We start from the raw sequence: 14674 nt of genomic DNA, 5'->3' as shown, positions 1-14674 counted from the left end.
GACCAGTCCATATTTATGGTACAATTGCGCCGTTGTTCTGTGCTTTTTGTATCCACGTGAGGTGAGCGATGTCATTCCGTCTGGCGGATCGGCTGCTGGCTGCGCGGCGACGCTATTTCGTCGGTCGCATAGCCGAGCGCGAGCTTTTCCGGACGGCATTGGCCGCGGCTGACTTGCCGTTCCTCGTGCTGTATGTCTTGGGGTCGGGTGGCATGGGCAAGTCCTCGCTCCTGCGCGAGTTCAGCAGCATCGCCACGGAGACCCAGGTCCCAGCCTGCTACCTGGACGCACGCAACTTCGAGCCAGCGCCGGAAGCGTTTCTGAACGCGTTGCGGGCGACTCTGCCCATCATGCCCAACGAGACATCGGCGCCCTTTCCGACTGTTGGCGGGGGGCGACAGGTGATCCTGGTAGACACGTATGAGCTGCTGGCGCCGCTGGACAACTGGCTGCGCGAGGTGTTCCTGCCGCAACTGCCGGAGAACGTGCTGGTCGTGCTGGCCGGCCGCAACCCGCCCGCGCCGGCCTGGCGAGCCGATCCAGGCTGGCAGACGTTGCTGCGGGTCTTGCCGCTGCGCAATCTCAGCTCCGAAGAGAGCCGCGCGTATCTGCGGCAACGCAACGTCCCCGAAGATCAATGTCAGGCCGTCCTGACCTTCACCCACGGACATCCCCTGGCCCTGTCATTGGTGGCAGAAACGTTCGCCCAGCGCCCGGCGGTCATCTTTCAGCCGGAAGCTGCGCCCGACATCATCAAGACCCTGTTGGAACAGTTCGTGCAGAAAGTGCCCGGCCCCGCCCATCGCGCCGCGCTCGAAGCCTGCGCGTTGGTGCGGCTGATCAGCGAGCCGCTGCTGGCGGAGATGCTGGCCTTGCCCGATCCCCACGAGTTGTTCGATTGGCTGCGCGGCCTGTCATTCATCGAGTCGGGGCCGTTGGGCCTCTTTCCGCACGATCTGGCCCGCGAGGCGCTGGTGACCGACCTGCGCTGGCGGCATCCCGATTGGTACAAAGAACTGCACCGGCGAGCGCGCAGCTTCTACGTCGGCCGGCTGGGCGCCGAGCAGCGCGATGCGCAGCAGCGGCTGCTGTTCGATCTCGTCTTTCTGCATCGTGAAAACCCGGCCGTCCGGCCCTTCTTCGAGTGGGCCGAGGGGGGCAGCATCCTGCCGGATGCCGCACGCGCAGCCGATTGGCCGGCGCTGGCCGCGATGGTCAGCAAACATGAAGGCGCGGAGTCGGCACGCCTGGCCGCCCATTGGCTGGCGCGGCAGCCCGAGAGCTTCCTGGTATTTCGTGACGCGCATCAGGCGCCGATCGGTTTCATGGCGATGATCGCGCTGGAGCGCGCCGCTCCCCAGGATCTCCAGGCCGATCCCGCGGCGCAGGCGGCGTGGACCTACCTGAACAGACACGCGGCGCTGCGGCCCGGCGAAAGGGCCACCCATTTCCGTTTCTGGATGGGCGAAGAGACCTATCAGGCGGTCTCACCCGTGCAAAGCCTGGTTTTCATCCAGGCGGTCAGCCACTACCTCACCACGCCCGGCCTCGCCTACACCTTCTTTCCCTGCGCGCAGGCTGATTTCTGGGAGATGGTGTTGGCCTATGCCGACCTGACCCGGCTGCCCGAGGCGGGGTTTGTCATGGGGGAGCGGGCTTACGGTGTGTATGGGCACGACTGGCGGGTTGTGCCGCCGGCCGCCTGGCTGATGTTGCTGGGTGAGCGGGAAGTGGGCGCGCCTGCGACGGCCGTTGCAGCGGCGAAATTCGCTGAGCCGATCGTCGTGCTCAGCCAGTCCGATTTCGCCGTCGCGGTGCGGGATGCCTTGCGCGACTTCGTGCGGCCCGACGTGTTGCGCGGGAACCCGCTGATGCGCTCGCGGCTGGTGCTCGACGCGGTCCGCCATGCTGCGCCGGCCGACCGGGCAGTGGCTTTGCAGGCGCTCATCAAGGAGGCCGCTGACGCGCTGCAGGCCTCACCCCGGGATCTCAAACTCCACCGGGCGCTGCATCACACCTATTTTCAACCCGCGCCGACCCAGGAACGCGCGGCCGAATTGCTGGATTTACCCTTCAGCACCTATCGCCGCCACCTGATGGCCGGCATCGCCCAGGTGACGGCGGTGTTGTGGCAACGGGAAGTGGGCGGGTGAAAGGACAAAGGAGGATTCGATGCCGGATCAGGACGACCGCCATGAAACGCTTGCGCGTCTGGCCGCGCAATTGACCGACGCCTGGAATTCGCACGATCCCCAGCGCGTGGCGGCGCTTTGCGCGGCGGATTACGAGGGGGAGAACATCGGTGAAGCCGCGCCGCACCGCGGGCCGGAGGGGATGGCCGCCTCGGTGGCGGCCTACCTGGCGGCGTTCCCCGACATCCATTTCACGGTGGAGGATGCCGTCATTCAGGGCGAGCGCGTCGTCCAGGTATGGCGGGCGCACGCCACCCATAGCGGCCCGTTGATGAACATCCCCAGCACGGGACGGCGCATCGCCGTGCGCGGCGCCTCACTCCTGACGTTCCGAACGGGCAAGCTCTTGCGAGCGACCTACATCTGGGATGTGGCCGGGCTGCTGCGGGAGATCGGGCTATTGCCGGAACTCTAACCCCCTGTTCAGAAGGCCCCTTCGCAAAGTGCGGTTGCCGTTGATGGCAGCCGCACTTTTGTTTCCCCATTCGGCGGCCGGCCGGGGCGCGCAAATGAGCGCCAAGTGAACAAAAAATGATCTGGTGAATGAGCAACGTTCGGGCGTAAGATCAGTCCATCGCTGCCGAGCGCGGCTCGATGATCTCATTCAGGGAGCGTCTACATGTCGGTCCAGGCAAGCGCGACCATGCCGGGCGAGCGTTTAGTGACAGACCTCATCGCGGCCTGGAACACCCATGATCTCGATCTGGCTGCGGCCTTCTTCGCCCCCGATTGTGTGAATAACGATGTGGCCCTGGCCCAGCCGCAGCAGGGTCGCGCAGGCATCCGCCGGGCGCTGGCGGGTTACTTCCAGGCGATCCCCGATGTGACCTTCACGCTGAGTGACCTGATCGTCGCGGGGGAACGCGCCGTGGCGCTCTGGACTGCGCGAGGAACCCATCTGGGCACGCTGATGAACATCCCGGCCAGCGGCCGCCACGTGACGGTGCGCGGGGTCTCAACCTTCACCCTGCAAGAGGGCCAGATCACAAAAGCGGACTTCATCTGGGATGTGGCAGGCCTCCTGCGGGCCATTGGCCTGCTGCCAGAGCTGTGAAGTGAGCAAAAAGTGAGCAGCTTTCGGTCTGGTGATTGACCAGCCGGAAGCAGTAGACTAAGGTGTCTGAGCGATCGGCCAGCACATCAGTGACCGTTACCGATCCACCAAGTTACCAAGTTACCAATTCAGGAGGCATTCCATGTCCAACAAATCCGTCTCGCTCAAGTTCTTCGAAACGTATGGCAATCAACACGATGTGGAGGGGTGTATGCCACTCTTCAGCGAGGATCTTGTCGTCTACACGACCAGTGCGCCAGGGCCGCTGGATCTCGCGGGCTACAAACAGCTCGGCTCTGCCTTCTGCCGGGTTTGCCGACCTTCACGGAGACCGTCCTGGAGCAGTTCGAGGACGGCAATAAGGTCGTGAGTCGGGTGGCATGGAGCGGAACGCACACAGGGACGCTCAACGGCATTCCGCCCACGGGACGGTCCTTCCAAAACGAGTCCATCGTGATTGACACCGTGGTGAACGGAAAAATTGCGGAGCGCCGGGAAGTCAGCGACATGCTCGGCATGCTCCAGCAGCTCGGGCTCATCCCGGGGTAGCAGTCCGCGTGATGGTGCGCGGGGTCTCAACTTTCACCCTGCACGATGGCCAGATCACAAAAGCGGACTTCATCTGGGATGTGGCGGGCCTCCTGCGGGCAATCGGCCGACAATGGCTCTGACCATTTTGCCAATCTACCAATCTGTCAGCTACCAACTCTAGGAAAGGAGAACAATTCCTATGTCAACAGTCGAGACGAACGTGCAGGTCATTCAGAAGGTCTACGAAGCGTTTGGAAGCGGCGACGTTCCAGCCGTTCTCGCCTATGTCGACGAGAATGCCACCTGATCAATCCGTATGGGCAAGGCCGTTTTCCCGGTCAATGGGGCAAACCCTGCCGAGGTCATGCGGAGATCGTGGAGTTCTTTAGGGCCCTCAATGAAGCCGTAGAGGTAAGCGGGTTCAACCCTTCCGAAATTGTTGCACAAGACAGCAAAGTGGTCGTGCTCATCAAGTGGAACGGCCTGGTCAGGCAGACCGGGAGACCCTTTTGATGTCCTCTTGGTGCACATCTGGACGTTGCGCAACGAGAAAGTTGTCGACTACATCGGCCTTGACGACGCAACGGCCTACCCGTTCTGAGAGTTCGACTCATACTACTGGAGGCAAACGATGCGTGGCACACTGAATGATTTCCCGATTGACGTTGAGATCCCATCTGTGACGATCCGCCATGTCGAATGGGGTGGCATGATCATTGAACGTGGCGAGACACGGCAGGAGGCCGACCCAGGGCCGCTGTTCGCCGGCCTGCCGGACGACCGCTGCCAGTGTCCGCACTGGGGTTATGTCGTGAAGGGCCGCATGCGTTTTCGGTTTGCCGACCGGGAGGAGGGCTACAGCGCGGGCGATGCCTACTACGCCCCGCCAGGCCATCGGCCGGTCTTGGAGGCCGGCTGCGAGTATGTCGAGTTCAGCCCGATTGGGCCGTGGGCGCAGACAATGGAGGTCGTTGGGCGCAACATGCAGGCCATGGCGCCCGAACAATAACGGTCTCAGTGGCCCAGGTCACGCTCGTCCCTGTGATTTTGGCGACCTGGGCCGCAGCCACCTTACCAGCCCAGGAGACCGCAGCTATGTCTAAGGATTCCGTGCGCGACCCCGACCGCGTCGCCTACTTCGAGAGTGCTGGCTGGCGAGCCTACTACGACCGCAACTGGCCCCGGGTCTTCTGGCTGATGGTGCAGTTGAACCGGGAGGAGTTTCGCATGTCGCTGCCGACCGCGATCGCTGCAGCGGTTGATATCTTGCGGGCCAGCGTCGCCTTTGCGCCGGTAGACAACGACGCGCCAGGGGCCACCGCGCACCTGCGCCGCTTCTACGACAAGGCGCGAGGCTCTGCCGGTCTGCGGGCCGACGCGAGACTCTGGCGAAACTAGAGATGGACTATTGGGTTGTCCATCGCCGGCTGGCGCTCGAACGCAAGCAAGCGCCGAACCACACAGGCGACATCGAACCGATGGTCGCGTCACTCGCGCGGCTGCACGCCGCGCTGTTCGATGGGCAATCGGAGGCGATCCGCCGGTCGGCGGAGCTGCGAGCGCAGGCCGCCGCGACCGTGGATCGCATCACCGGCGGCTATTCGACCGATGTCGCGACCGATTGGCGGCAGGTCGAGGCGCACCTCCGTGAGGCGTATGGCAGCCTGCGGTGACGCACCTGTCGTATGGGCATTCAATTGGGGATTGAGATGACCACAAAACGCGTCGAGACCGTGATTGTCGGCGGCGGGCAGGCCGGGCTATCAACCAGCTATTGGCTCAAGCAGCATGGCCGCGAGCACGTGGTGCTGGAAAGGGCCGAGCGGCCTGGCCATGCCTGGCGCCAGCGCTGGGACAGCTTCACCCTGGTAACGCCCAATTGGATGTTTCGGCTGCCCGGTGCGGAGTACGACGGTGCCGATCCAGGTGGATTCAAGCCGCGCGACGAGATCGTGGCCACCTTTGAACGCTATGTGGCCGGCCACGCTCTGCCGGTGTCGTTCGGTGTGGACGTGACCGCGGTCGAGCCACTGACCGATCGTCCCGGCTATCGGGTGCGCACGACCGCAGGCGACTTCGAGGCGCAAAACGTGGTGGTGGCCACTGGCCTCTTCCAGCGCGCCAAGATCCCCGCGTTTGCGGCCGGACTGTCGACAGATGTGCTGCAACTACACTCCGAACAATATCGCAATCCCGCCGCCCTCCCGCCCGGGGCCGTGCTCGTGGTCGGCAGCGGCCAGTCGGGCTGCCAGATCGCCGAGGAGCTGCACGGCGCCGGCCGGCGGGTCTTCCACAGCGTGGGCGGCGCCGGCCGTGCGCCGCGGCGCTATCGCGGCAAGGATACCTACGAGTGGCTGACCCTGGCTGGCTTCTTCGACCGCACGCCCGACATGCTCCCCTCGCCCTGCCGCGGTTCGCAGCTAATCCGCACGTCTCCGGCGCGGGCGGCGGGCACGATCTCAACCTACACCAGTTCGCCCGCGCTGGCGTGACGCTGTTAGGCCACCTGACGGGCGCAAGCGATGGCCGGCTCGGCATGGCGCCCGATCTGCACGAATCGCTGACCAAGTCTGACCAGTTCGAGGCCCGTGTGCTCGGCCTGATTGACAGCCATATCGCCCACAATGGGCTGGATGCGCCACCAGCGCGGCTGCCGGCGCGGCGCGACGGCTACGACCAGCCGATCATCACAGAACTGGACGTGCAAGAGGCTGGAATCACGACGGTGATCTGGGCGGCGGGCTACAACTTCGACTTCAGCCTGGTCAAACTGGCCGTGACTGACAGCGACGGCTTTCCGCTGCAACAGCGCGGAGTCACAGCCTACTCCGGCCTCTATTTCGTCGGCATGCCCTGGCTGCACACGCAAAAATCCGGCCTGCTGTTGGGCGTGGGCGACGATGCCGCGTTCATCGCCGGGCATATCGCAGGGGATGAGCAATCAGAAGAGCAATATGGCAACAGAATGAGCAATCAGAATGAGCAATCAGAATGAGCAATCAGAATGAGCAATCCATTAAGAACAGGAGAGTACACGATGTTACTGGTACGTGATGTTTTCCAGGCAAAGTACGGTCGGGGCGATGAACTGGTCGCCCTCTTCGGGGAGATCGCCGAGCATTGGCGACATGGCCAGCACAGTATTGAGTTGCGCGGCAACCGCACTCTGACCGATGCGAGCGGCCCTTCTTCACGGTCGTCACCGAAATCGAAGTGGCCTGATTCGCGGCGTGGCAGCAGTTCATCGCCGAGGAGTTCGCGATGCCGGAGTTCGGCGATTGGTTCGCCCGCATGATGCCGCTGGTCGAGTCGGGCCGGCGGGAGTTCTACAACATCGTGGCGTAGTTCCGTTTGCATCCCACAACCATGAGGTGCCCCTGTAGCCGGCCCTGGGCGGCGCGCTCTGCCATCAGCAGCGGGGCGAACAGAATCGCCGCAATCGCCAGGATGGCGGCCTGCCCCCTTCTGCGTGAAGGATCGGGCTAGCGGGGCGGGTTATTGTCTGTTATCCTCGATACTCCCAAACTTGCCTGAGTTTCCCTGTCACGTATTCGTAGGCTTCGGCGTCCGCCTCGGCATCGCGCCGTAGGACCGCCCCTGCTATGAGATCGGCAACCTGGATCAACGGTTCGCTCCGGGAGCGCTTGACCAGGATGCGCTTGAAGCTACGCGGGATGCTTCTGGCCGTCATGAACCGGCGTAGTTCCGTCCGCTGTGTGGCGGCTGAGCCGAATTCGTCCAGAATCAAGGTTGCGCCTTCACGTTTGTCCTGGGGAATCAGCCGGATCAGCTCAGTCACGAAGTAGAGGTAGAAGTCCAGCCGGGCCGATATCTTACCTTGACAGTTGTCACGTGAAGCGTTACAATCCACACATGATCAGAACGTTTGCCGTCGGTGATGCCTACGAAGTTGAGATTGCGGACTATCATTGAGGTGTAAGAACGATGGCAATCGCGAACACAGATCAACGGCAGACTCCACCCACGCATCCCGGCGAGATGCTGCGCGAGGATTTTATGCCAGACTACGGATTGACTGCCAGCGGACTGGCTGCGGCGTTAGGGCGTATCGCGCCAGACCATTCACGAGCTGTTGCGCGAGGAGCGGGCGATCACGCCGTTGATGGCGCTGCGCCTGGCCCCGGCCTTTCGGCAACTCCGCTGCGTTTTGGCTCAACGCCCAACAGGCCCGGGACCTCTGGGAGTTGGCGCGGCGTAGCCAGGCGGACCTGATGCGCATCCAACCGTTAGCGGTTCCTGCCTAGCCAGCAACACCTCTGGGCGCACGCGGTGTACTCCCCTGGCGCCGCTCTCGAAGAACTCCACATGGAAAAAATCCCTAGAAATTTGCACACGGAGCCTCCAATGCTCGCCGATTGGAACAAGTTCGCCGATCTGTTGACCGCTCTCCTTTACCGTATCAAGGATGTCGGCGGCCTAACGATCGCGGGCATGCAGTTGGATATCGGCCACAGAATGGGCAAGCGGGGCGGCGATCTGGTGGCCAAGTGGCGCCAAGGGCTGCCGGTCGCCCGCCGGCAGGACATTGAAACGCTGGCGCAGACCCTGGCTGTCTTCGCGCAGAACGCCGGCCTGCCCCCGGCGCAATTCCGGGCCGATCTGCACACGCTACTGACCCTGGCCGGCCATCCGCACCCCGACGCGGTGCTGGCTGTGCAGGCTCAGCCTGTGCCGCCCCTCCAGGCGCCCTACGGCCCCTGCGCAGCCCGCAGGCCGGGCCGATTGGGGCCGTGCGCCGGACGTCTCCCGCTTCGTGGGCCGCGCGCCGGAGCTGGCGCAGCTCGACCGCTGGCTGCTCCAGGATCGCCGCCGCCTGCTCGGCGTGTTCGGCCTGGGCGGCATCGGCAAGACCTTCCTGACCCGGCGCGCCGCGCTCGACGCCGCGCCCGGGTTCACAGCGGTGAAGTGGGTTCTCCTGCAGGACGGCCCGCCGCCAGACGAGGTGCTGGCCGAGTGCATCCACTTCTTCTCCGGCTACCGCGACACCGACCTGCCCCCGTCCACGGCCGGCCGCCTCGACCGGCTGCTGGCCTACTTCCGCCAGGCGCGCTGCCTGTTGATCCTGGACAAGCTCGAGGCGATCATGCAGCCCGGCCGGTCGGCCGGCCACTTCCGCGCCGGCTACGAGGCCTACGGCGACCTGCTCGGGACCGCGGCCGAGACCGAGCATCGAAGCTGCCTGGTGGTGATCGGCCGCGAACAGCCGCATGACATGGCGCGCTGGGAGGTTCAGTCGCTACGGGCCGCCTCCCTCCACCTGCGCGGCATGGACGTCCCCGCGGCGCAGGCCATCCTGCAGGACGCCCGCATCGCCGGCGCCCCCGAGGAGTGGGCGGCGCTGGTGGCCCACTACGCCGGCAACCCGCTGATGCTGCAACTGGCGGCCGCGCCCATCCGTGACCTCTACGCCGGCCGGCTGGACGCGTTCCTGGCCGAGGAGCGCTTCGCCTTCGGCGATGTCAACGACCTGCTGGACGAGCATTTCGGCCGCCTGGCAACCGGCGAGCAGGACATCATGCACTGGCTGGCGGTCGAGCGCACAGCCCTCGCCGTGACCGACCTGGTCGAGCACCTGCTGCCCCGCCGGCCCGTGGGCGACGTGCGGTCCACCCTGGCATCCCTCCTGCGCCGCCACTTGACCGATCGCGACGCGGCCGGCTTCTTTCTGCAGGACATCGTGCTGGAGTACGTGACGGACCGCCTGGTGGCGCGCATGGCCGACGAGCTGATGGCCGGGCAGCCCGACCTCTTCCGCCGGGTTGCCGCTGCTCAACCCGGTTGCGGCCGAGCACCGGCGGCTGGGCCAGGAACGGTTTCTCGCCGCGCCCCTGGTCGAGCGCCTGCGCCAGGTCTGGCCGGCGACGGCTGAGCTGCGCCAACGGCTGGGCCACCTGGCGGCAGCGGAGCGGTTAGCCCGGCCCCCCGGCTACACGGCCGGCAACGCCCTGAACCTTCTGCGCCACGCCCAGGCCGACCTGACCGGCGCTGACTTCTCCGGCGTGAGCATCTGGCGGGCCTTCCTGCGGGGCCTCGACCTGCACCGGGTCAACCTGGCCCGCGCCGACCTGCGCGAGACCGTCTTCACCGAAGCGTTTGCCAGTGTGGCCGCGCTGGGGCTGAGTCAAGACGGCGCGCTGCTGGCGGCCGGCGCGGACAGCGGCGAGATCTACCTCTGGCGCTGCCGGGACTTCAAGCGGCTGTTCACGCTCAAGGGGCACAACGACTGGGTGCGCTCGGTCGCGTTCAGCCCCGACGGCCGGCTGCTGGCCAGCGCCTCCAGCGACAAGACGATCCGCCTGTGGGACGTGCTCACCGGCGACTGCCTGCGCAGCCTGGCCGGCCACGAAAACCGCGTGCGCGCGGCCGTCTTCAGCCCGGACGGAACGCTCCTGGCCAGCGCGCCCAGCGACAGGACAGTGCGCCTGTGGCGTGTGGCGGACGGCCGGCTCCTTGCACACCCTGACCGGTCACGCGGAGGTGGCCTGGGCCGCGGGTTCAGCGCGACCGGCCGCTGGCTGGCGAGCAGCAGTTACGACAGGACGATCCGGCTGTGGGACGGGCAGACCGGCGAGCCGCTGCGCGTCCTGGACGGGGCACGCGGACGCGGTCCTGGCCCTGGCCTTTCACCCGATCCACGACCACCTGCTGGCCAGCGGCAGCGACGACCGGACGGTGCGGCTGTGGGACGCCCGCGACGGCGCCTGCCTGCACGTCTTCGCCGACCACGGGGACATGGTGCGCAGCGTGACCTTCAGCCCGGACGGCGCCTGGCTGGCCAGCGGCGGCCACGACCACCGCGTGCGCGTCCGCTGCGTGGCCGATGGTTCGCCGTACCGTCTCTTCGAGGGGCATCACGACGCGATCGAGGCGCTGGCCTTCGCGCCCGGCGCCGATGCGCCCCTGCTCTACGTGGGCAGCCACGATCAGACGATCCACGTCTGGGACATCCGCGGCCCGCAGCGCGTGCAGACCCTGCAAGGACGCAGCGACCGCACGTGGACCGTGGCCTGGCACCCGCAGCGCGCCTGGCTGGCCACCGCGGGCAGCGATGGCCGCATTCGGGTCTGGGACCTGGCGAGCGGGGCGTGCCGCCTCGATCTGCCCGGCCACACGGCTTGGGTGCAGATGATCGCCTTCAGCCCCGACGGCGGGCGCCTGGTCAGTTGCGGCAGCGACAAGACGGTGCGCCTGTGGGACACGGCGGACGGCCGGCCCCTGGCCTCGCATCGCCGCCACAGCCTGCCCGTCGTGATCGTCGCCTGGAGCCCCGATGGACGCCTGGTGGCCAGCGGCAGCGAGGACTCGACCGTCTGTCTCTGGCAACCGGAGACGGGTGAACTGGTCGCTCTGCCGGAGCACCCCAACTCGGTGCGCGGGCTGGCCTTCTCGGCCGATAGCCGTTGGCTCGCCAGTTGCGACGACGATGGCGTGATCCGGCTGTGGGACATGGCAACGCGGGCAGTGGCGCGCTCGTGGATGGTGGGCGCGGCCACGTGGGCGCTGGCGTTCGACCCGCGCGGCGGTCGCCTGGCCCGCGGCAGCCATGACGGCGTGATTCGGCTGTGGGAGGTGGAGAGCGGGGCCTGCATCCGGTCGTGGGACGCGCACACCGAGATGATCGCGGACCTGGCCTATCATCCGGACGGCGGACTCCTCGCCAGCGCCAGCTACGACGCCACCGCGCGATTGTGGGATGCCGGGACCGGCGCGGCCGGCCGCGTGCTGCACGGCGAGACCCGCGTGCCGGCCATCGCCTTCAGCCCGGATGGTCGCCTGCTGGCCGGCGGCAGCCACACCGAGCTGGTGCGTATCTGGGACGTCGCGACCGGCGCAGTCGTCCAGGAGATCCACAGCCCGCGGCCCTACGACGGCCTCGACATCACCGGCGTCGCCGGCCTGACCGACGCGGAGGTGCGGATGCTGAAGCAGTTGGGCGCAGTGGAGCGGTAGGTAGGCCACGGTGGCCTTTGCGGGTCACAGCAACGCTCACCTGACGCTTGCAGGGAATGTCGCGCAGGCGCATCTCGATGAAGAAGGCCTCGTGGCTACTACTTTGCCAACCAGAGCCTGATGCGCTCCTCCAGCGCGCCGATGTCCTCCGGGCAAAGTTGGCGGATTCTTGTGTAGCGACGGGCGGCTTCTGCGCTCAGCTTCTTGCGCCCTTCACCAGGGGCCTCCAGCAGTCCACGTTGCCTGACGTAGGGCAAAAAGAAGGTCTCTTTGGCATCAAGGTCGGCCCGGATGTCCGACCAATTCCAGTCTCCTGGGAGATCGTGTCCGGCCAGCACCCAAACTTCCACTTCTTGCCAGGCGTTCTCGCCCAACAGAACACGACCGACCGGCAACAGTGCGGCGGCTTTTTGTTCCAGTTGATCGAGCGCCGCGCGGCGACCTTCTTTGCCGTCGCGATCCACGCAGAGCAGGAATAGCTGAACTTTCCAATCATACTGCTCGATGATATCCCGGATGCGCTGCCAATTGAGCGCCTGCTCGACGCCTCCCAACAGAGGGTCCTGGCAGACTTCCACCCGCGCCGGCCGGCCTACGGCGTCGAGCATGGCCGCGATGATCGGCTTCAAGACGTATTGATCCTTGCGGAAATCTTCCGGGATGACAAGGACGTTCATATCAAACCTCCTCGTCAGCCATGAAGGACATGATGTTCTCGAACCAGCCCGCGGTCAACAGTTGGCCCACGTCCTTCTGCTCGATGACTCGACGGGCTTCTTCCGGCAGGCTGCCGATGCGGAGGATACGCGCGTCCGGATGGCCCGCTAACCGGTAAACCAACGCAGCCACCTGACGGTTTTCTGGGCTGAGGAGGCGTAGCAGTTGAGGCGAATGGGTGGTGGCAATGACCTGAAGATCGCGTTTTGCCACCCGTTGCTCGATGAGATCTACCAATAGGTGCAGGCGCGCCGGGTGCAGGCCGTTCTCCAATTCCTCAAAAAAGTACAGATGCGCCGGTTCTGGGCCTAGCAAAGCAGCGAGTACGGCCAGAAAGCGCAATGTGCCATCGGAAGCGCTGTACGCCGAGGTCTTTCGCTCATTCTCCTCGATCAGACTGACGAGGACGCGCCCAGTCTGGTCCGGCGGAAACGCAAAGTCAACAACATCCATCGGCGTGAGTTCCTGAATCCAGCCGATGAGCGCCTGCCGACGATTTTCGTCTTCGTAGATGGCCTGGAGAACCGACGAAAGATTCTCCCCGCGGTCGCCCAAGATTGTCTGACCAGGGAGCGAGGGCAGGCGCATGGCATCGAGGTTCAGATCCAGGAAACGCATGGAGTTGAATGAGGCCAGCGCTGTTCTGACCCATTGCCGTACTTCGGCCGCCCGCTCGTCCTTGCGATGCGCGATGCGCTCGCCAATCTGCGACAAGACGGGCTGGCTGGCGATGAAGGTTTCAACGTGGCCTCTGCGATATTGGCCGCCCGGCAGGACGCGCACAGTGAGATGTTGGGGATCACCCTGCGACAAAGGATCACTGCGCGGGTGGGAGTCGAACAGCATGGTTGTATCCGCGTAGAGCGACTCGTGGACGGTACGCGGCTTGCCGTTGCGCCCAGGCTCGACCTCGATGGCGTAGGTTGCTGAGGCGGGGATCAGGTTGCCTTGCCCGTTGGTGGATTCGAAGTCAGCCGTGAGTGCGAACGTTGCAGCGCCCTGGTAGGCGGCTTCTACCGATCCCCCACGAATGCCGCGCCACTGCAGCACGCCGCCTTCGCCCCATTTTTCACCGATGGTATCGGCCAGTGTATAGCCCCGTGCAATGCCGTGCAGAAAACGGAACGCGTCACGCACGTTGCTCTTGCCGGAGGCGTTGGTTCCCATCAGCACGGTGAATGGTCCAAGCCTCAGTTCCGCATCCTTGAAATTTTTGAATCGTTCCAGGCGTAAACGTGTCAACATCCTTCTCTCTCCTGAGATCCGAACAATCCCAACGTGGTCACTCTGCCGCTGCTTGTTCTATCCCGTAGTCGCTTTCGACCAAGTGGGCGGCGGCGTAAGTTGCCAGGCAGTTTGTAGTGAAGACTTTAGTCGTTTCTGCGACCACAGAGCGACTGAAGTCGCTACTACGAAGCAGCGGATCACTTACACCTAACTGCACTAGTTTAGCGGGCGTTGCCTTGAATGTCAATCCAAACCAGGCGCGGCCGGCAATACCAAACGTAACCGCATTTTTCACCACAGAGTATTTCCTTTTCCTTTGCGCCGGCCAGGGATGGTTCCACCTGCGCCAGCCAGCCGGTGTAATATGCGCTGTGCTTGTCCTGGGTTTCCGTGAAATCTTGCGGGGCGGCGCGAAGTTTTTCGTCTGCATACTGGCGCAACACTTCGTGGATGGAGTAGCGCCCTTCCGGGTCGCGTTGCACGAAAGAGCGGTCGGTCAACGATGCCAGCAGGGAAGACGGGCAGTCCGCCACGGCCTGCGCGGCGGGGAGGGTAAACCCGCCGAGAAACGTCGAAAGGCGCAGGAAGGCGTTTTGCTCTTCCGTCGTGAGGCGCGCCCAGGAGGAATCGAAAACCGCGCGCAGGCTTCTTTGTCGTTCGGGAATGTCGCGTTGGAACGTGGCAAGAAAATCCAGGCTGCGGGCGATCTCGCAGGAATTCAACCAGGATGTCGGCGAAGTCGAGCAGGTGTTCGAGATTGTCGAGAACCAACAGGAGTTCGTGCGCCTGAAAGAATTTACCGAACTGCGTTTTGGGACCATCTGTGCCTGAGAGAAGGAGCCAAGGGGAACATCGTTCAGCGCGATCTCCACGCCACCGAAGAGATGGATTTTGAGCTCTTGCATCATGGAGTCCCCCAATAAACGATCTCTAAACGATGCCGTGCTATGATGGGGCAAGTGTAGCACGAATTCGAGAGGTA

At 64.6% G+C, this 14674-nt stretch carries 18 protein-coding genes and 1 pseudogene; 13 read left to right on the top strand and 6 right to left on the bottom strand.

The genetic code is table 11. From position 1 onward, the window contains the following. The first annotated feature begins 68 nt into the window (after positions 1–68). The 10 genes from IPF85_RS26660 to IPF85_RS26615 all read left to right on the top strand — a co-directional run bounded on the left by IPF85_RS26660 (position 69) and on the right by IPF85_RS26615 (position 7072). Complete coding sequence (locus IPF85_RS26660; protein WP_343411085.1) at positions 69–2153, top strand: ATP-binding protein; 2085 nt, start codon at positions 69–71, stop codon at positions 2151–2153. Between the two features lie 19 nt (positions 2154–2172). Beyond that, positions 2173–2607 (top strand): ester cyclase, encoded by a 435-nt coding sequence (locus IPF85_RS26655; RefSeq protein WP_343411084.1) that lies wholly within the window; start codon positions 2173–2175, stop codon positions 2605–2607. Between the two features lie 204 nt (positions 2608–2811). Beyond that, positions 2812–3246 carry an ester cyclase gene (locus IPF85_RS26650; RefSeq protein ID WP_343411083.1) on the top strand — a complete coding sequence of 145 codons (435 nt, stop codon included), beginning with the start codon at positions 2812–2814 and terminating at the stop codon, positions 3244–3246. Positions 3247–3453: 207 nt separating this feature from the next. Further along, positions 3454–3795, top strand: coding sequence for an ester cyclase (locus tag IPF85_RS26645; RefSeq protein ID WP_343411082.1), 342 nt, complete (start codon positions 3454–3456; stop codon positions 3793–3795). Between the two features lie 613 nt (positions 3796–4408). After that, positions 4409–4786, top strand: a complete 378-nt coding sequence (locus tag IPF85_RS26640; RefSeq protein ID WP_343411081.1) for a cupin domain-containing protein — start codon at positions 4409–4411, stop codon at positions 4784–4786. An 86-nt stretch (positions 4787–4872) separates the two neighbouring features. Beyond that, positions 4873–5175 (top strand): hypothetical protein, encoded by a 303-nt coding sequence (locus tag IPF85_RS26635; RefSeq protein ID WP_343411080.1) that lies wholly within the window; start codon positions 4873–4875, stop codon positions 5173–5175. A gap of 2 nt (positions 5176–5177) precedes the next feature. Beyond that, on the top strand, positions 5178–5450 hold the full coding sequence (locus tag IPF85_RS26630) for a hypothetical protein (protein WP_343411079.1): 273 nt from the start codon (positions 5178–5180) through the stop codon (positions 5448–5450). Positions 5451–5486: 36 nt separating this feature from the next. After that, a complete protein-coding gene (locus IPF85_RS26625; protein ID WP_343411078.1) occupies positions 5487–6269 on the top strand; it encodes an NAD(P)-binding domain-containing protein in 783 nt (260 codons plus the stop codon). After that, positions 6266–6772: a hypothetical protein gene (locus tag IPF85_RS26620; RefSeq protein WP_343411077.1), complete on the top strand. Its 507-nt coding sequence runs from the start codon at positions 6266–6268 to the stop codon at positions 6770–6772. The genes IPF85_RS26625 and IPF85_RS26620 overlap by 4 nt, the downstream gene beginning before the upstream one ends. Before the next feature lie 42 nt (positions 6773–6814). After that, positions 6815–7072, top strand: a complete 258-nt coding sequence (locus tag IPF85_RS26615) for a hypothetical protein (RefSeq protein WP_343411076.1) — start codon at positions 6815–6817, stop codon at positions 7070–7072. Positions 7073–7282: 210 nt separating this feature from the next. Here the strand turns inward: IPF85_RS26615 and IPF85_RS26610 are convergent, their stop codons facing one another. Continuing rightward, entirely contained in the window at positions 7283–7576 is a 294-nt protein-coding gene (locus tag IPF85_RS26610) for a DUF3800 domain-containing protein (RefSeq protein WP_343411075.1), read from the bottom strand. 146 nt (positions 7577–7722) lie between these two features. Between IPF85_RS26610 and IPF85_RS26605 the strand changes: the two are divergent. Then, positions 7723–8042 (top strand): annotated as a pseudogene (locus tag IPF85_RS26605) (HigA family addiction module antitoxin). Between the two features lie 172 nt (positions 8043–8214). On the opposite strand, the gene IPF85_RS26600 reads toward IPF85_RS26605, so the two are convergent. Beyond that, positions 8215–8403, bottom strand: coding sequence for a hypothetical protein (locus IPF85_RS26600; protein WP_343411074.1), 189 nt, complete (start codon positions 8401–8403; stop codon positions 8215–8217). A 148-nt stretch (positions 8404–8551) separates the two neighbouring features. Here IPF85_RS26600 and IPF85_RS26595 point away from each other — a divergent pair, with 148 nt between their 5' ends. Beyond that, positions 8552–9667 (top strand): NB-ARC domain-containing protein, encoded by a 1116-nt coding sequence (locus tag IPF85_RS26595; RefSeq protein WP_343411073.1) that lies wholly within the window; start codon positions 8552–8554, stop codon positions 9665–9667. 40 nt (positions 9668–9707) lie between these two features. On the opposite strand, the gene IPF85_RS26590 is transcribed toward IPF85_RS26595, so the two are convergent. Then, positions 9708–10016 carry a hypothetical protein gene (locus IPF85_RS26590; protein WP_343411072.1) on the bottom strand — a complete coding sequence of 103 codons (309 nt, stop codon included), beginning with the start codon at positions 10014–10016 and terminating at the stop codon, positions 9708–9710. A 211-nt stretch (positions 10017–10227) separates the two neighbouring features. Between IPF85_RS26590 and IPF85_RS26585 the strand changes: the two genes are divergently transcribed. Beyond that, complete coding sequence (locus tag IPF85_RS26585; protein ID WP_343411071.1) at positions 10228–11748, top strand: WD40 repeat domain-containing protein; 1521 nt, start codon at positions 10228–10230, stop codon at positions 11746–11748. 98 nt (positions 11749–11846) lie between these two features. Here the strand turns inward: IPF85_RS26585 and IPF85_RS26580 are convergent, their stop codons facing one another. The 3 genes from IPF85_RS26580 to IPF85_RS26570 form a co-directional block, all read right to left on the bottom strand. Continuing rightward, positions 11847–12425, bottom strand: a complete 579-nt coding sequence (locus tag IPF85_RS26580) for a hypothetical protein (protein ID WP_343411070.1) — start codon at positions 12423–12425, stop codon at positions 11847–11849. A 1-nt stretch (position 12426) separates the two neighbouring features. After that, positions 12427–13710: an AAA family ATPase gene (locus tag IPF85_RS26575; RefSeq protein ID WP_343411069.1), complete on the bottom strand. Its 1284-nt coding sequence runs from the start codon at positions 13708–13710 to the stop codon at positions 12427–12429. A gap of 203 nt (positions 13711–13913) precedes the next feature. After that, entirely contained in the window at positions 13914–14600 is a 687-nt protein-coding gene (locus tag IPF85_RS26570; protein WP_343411068.1) for a hypothetical protein, read from the bottom strand. Positions 14601–14674 lie beyond the last annotated feature (74 nt).

This window comes from Candidatus Amarolinea dominans (genome assembly GCF_016704685.1).
GTDB classification, from domain to species: domain Bacteria; phylum Chloroflexota; class Anaerolineae; order SSC4; family Amarolineaceae; genus Amarolinea; species Amarolinea dominans.
The sequence above is the reverse complement of the archived record's forward strand: the minus strand, read 5'-3'. Positions and strand labels throughout refer to the sequence as shown.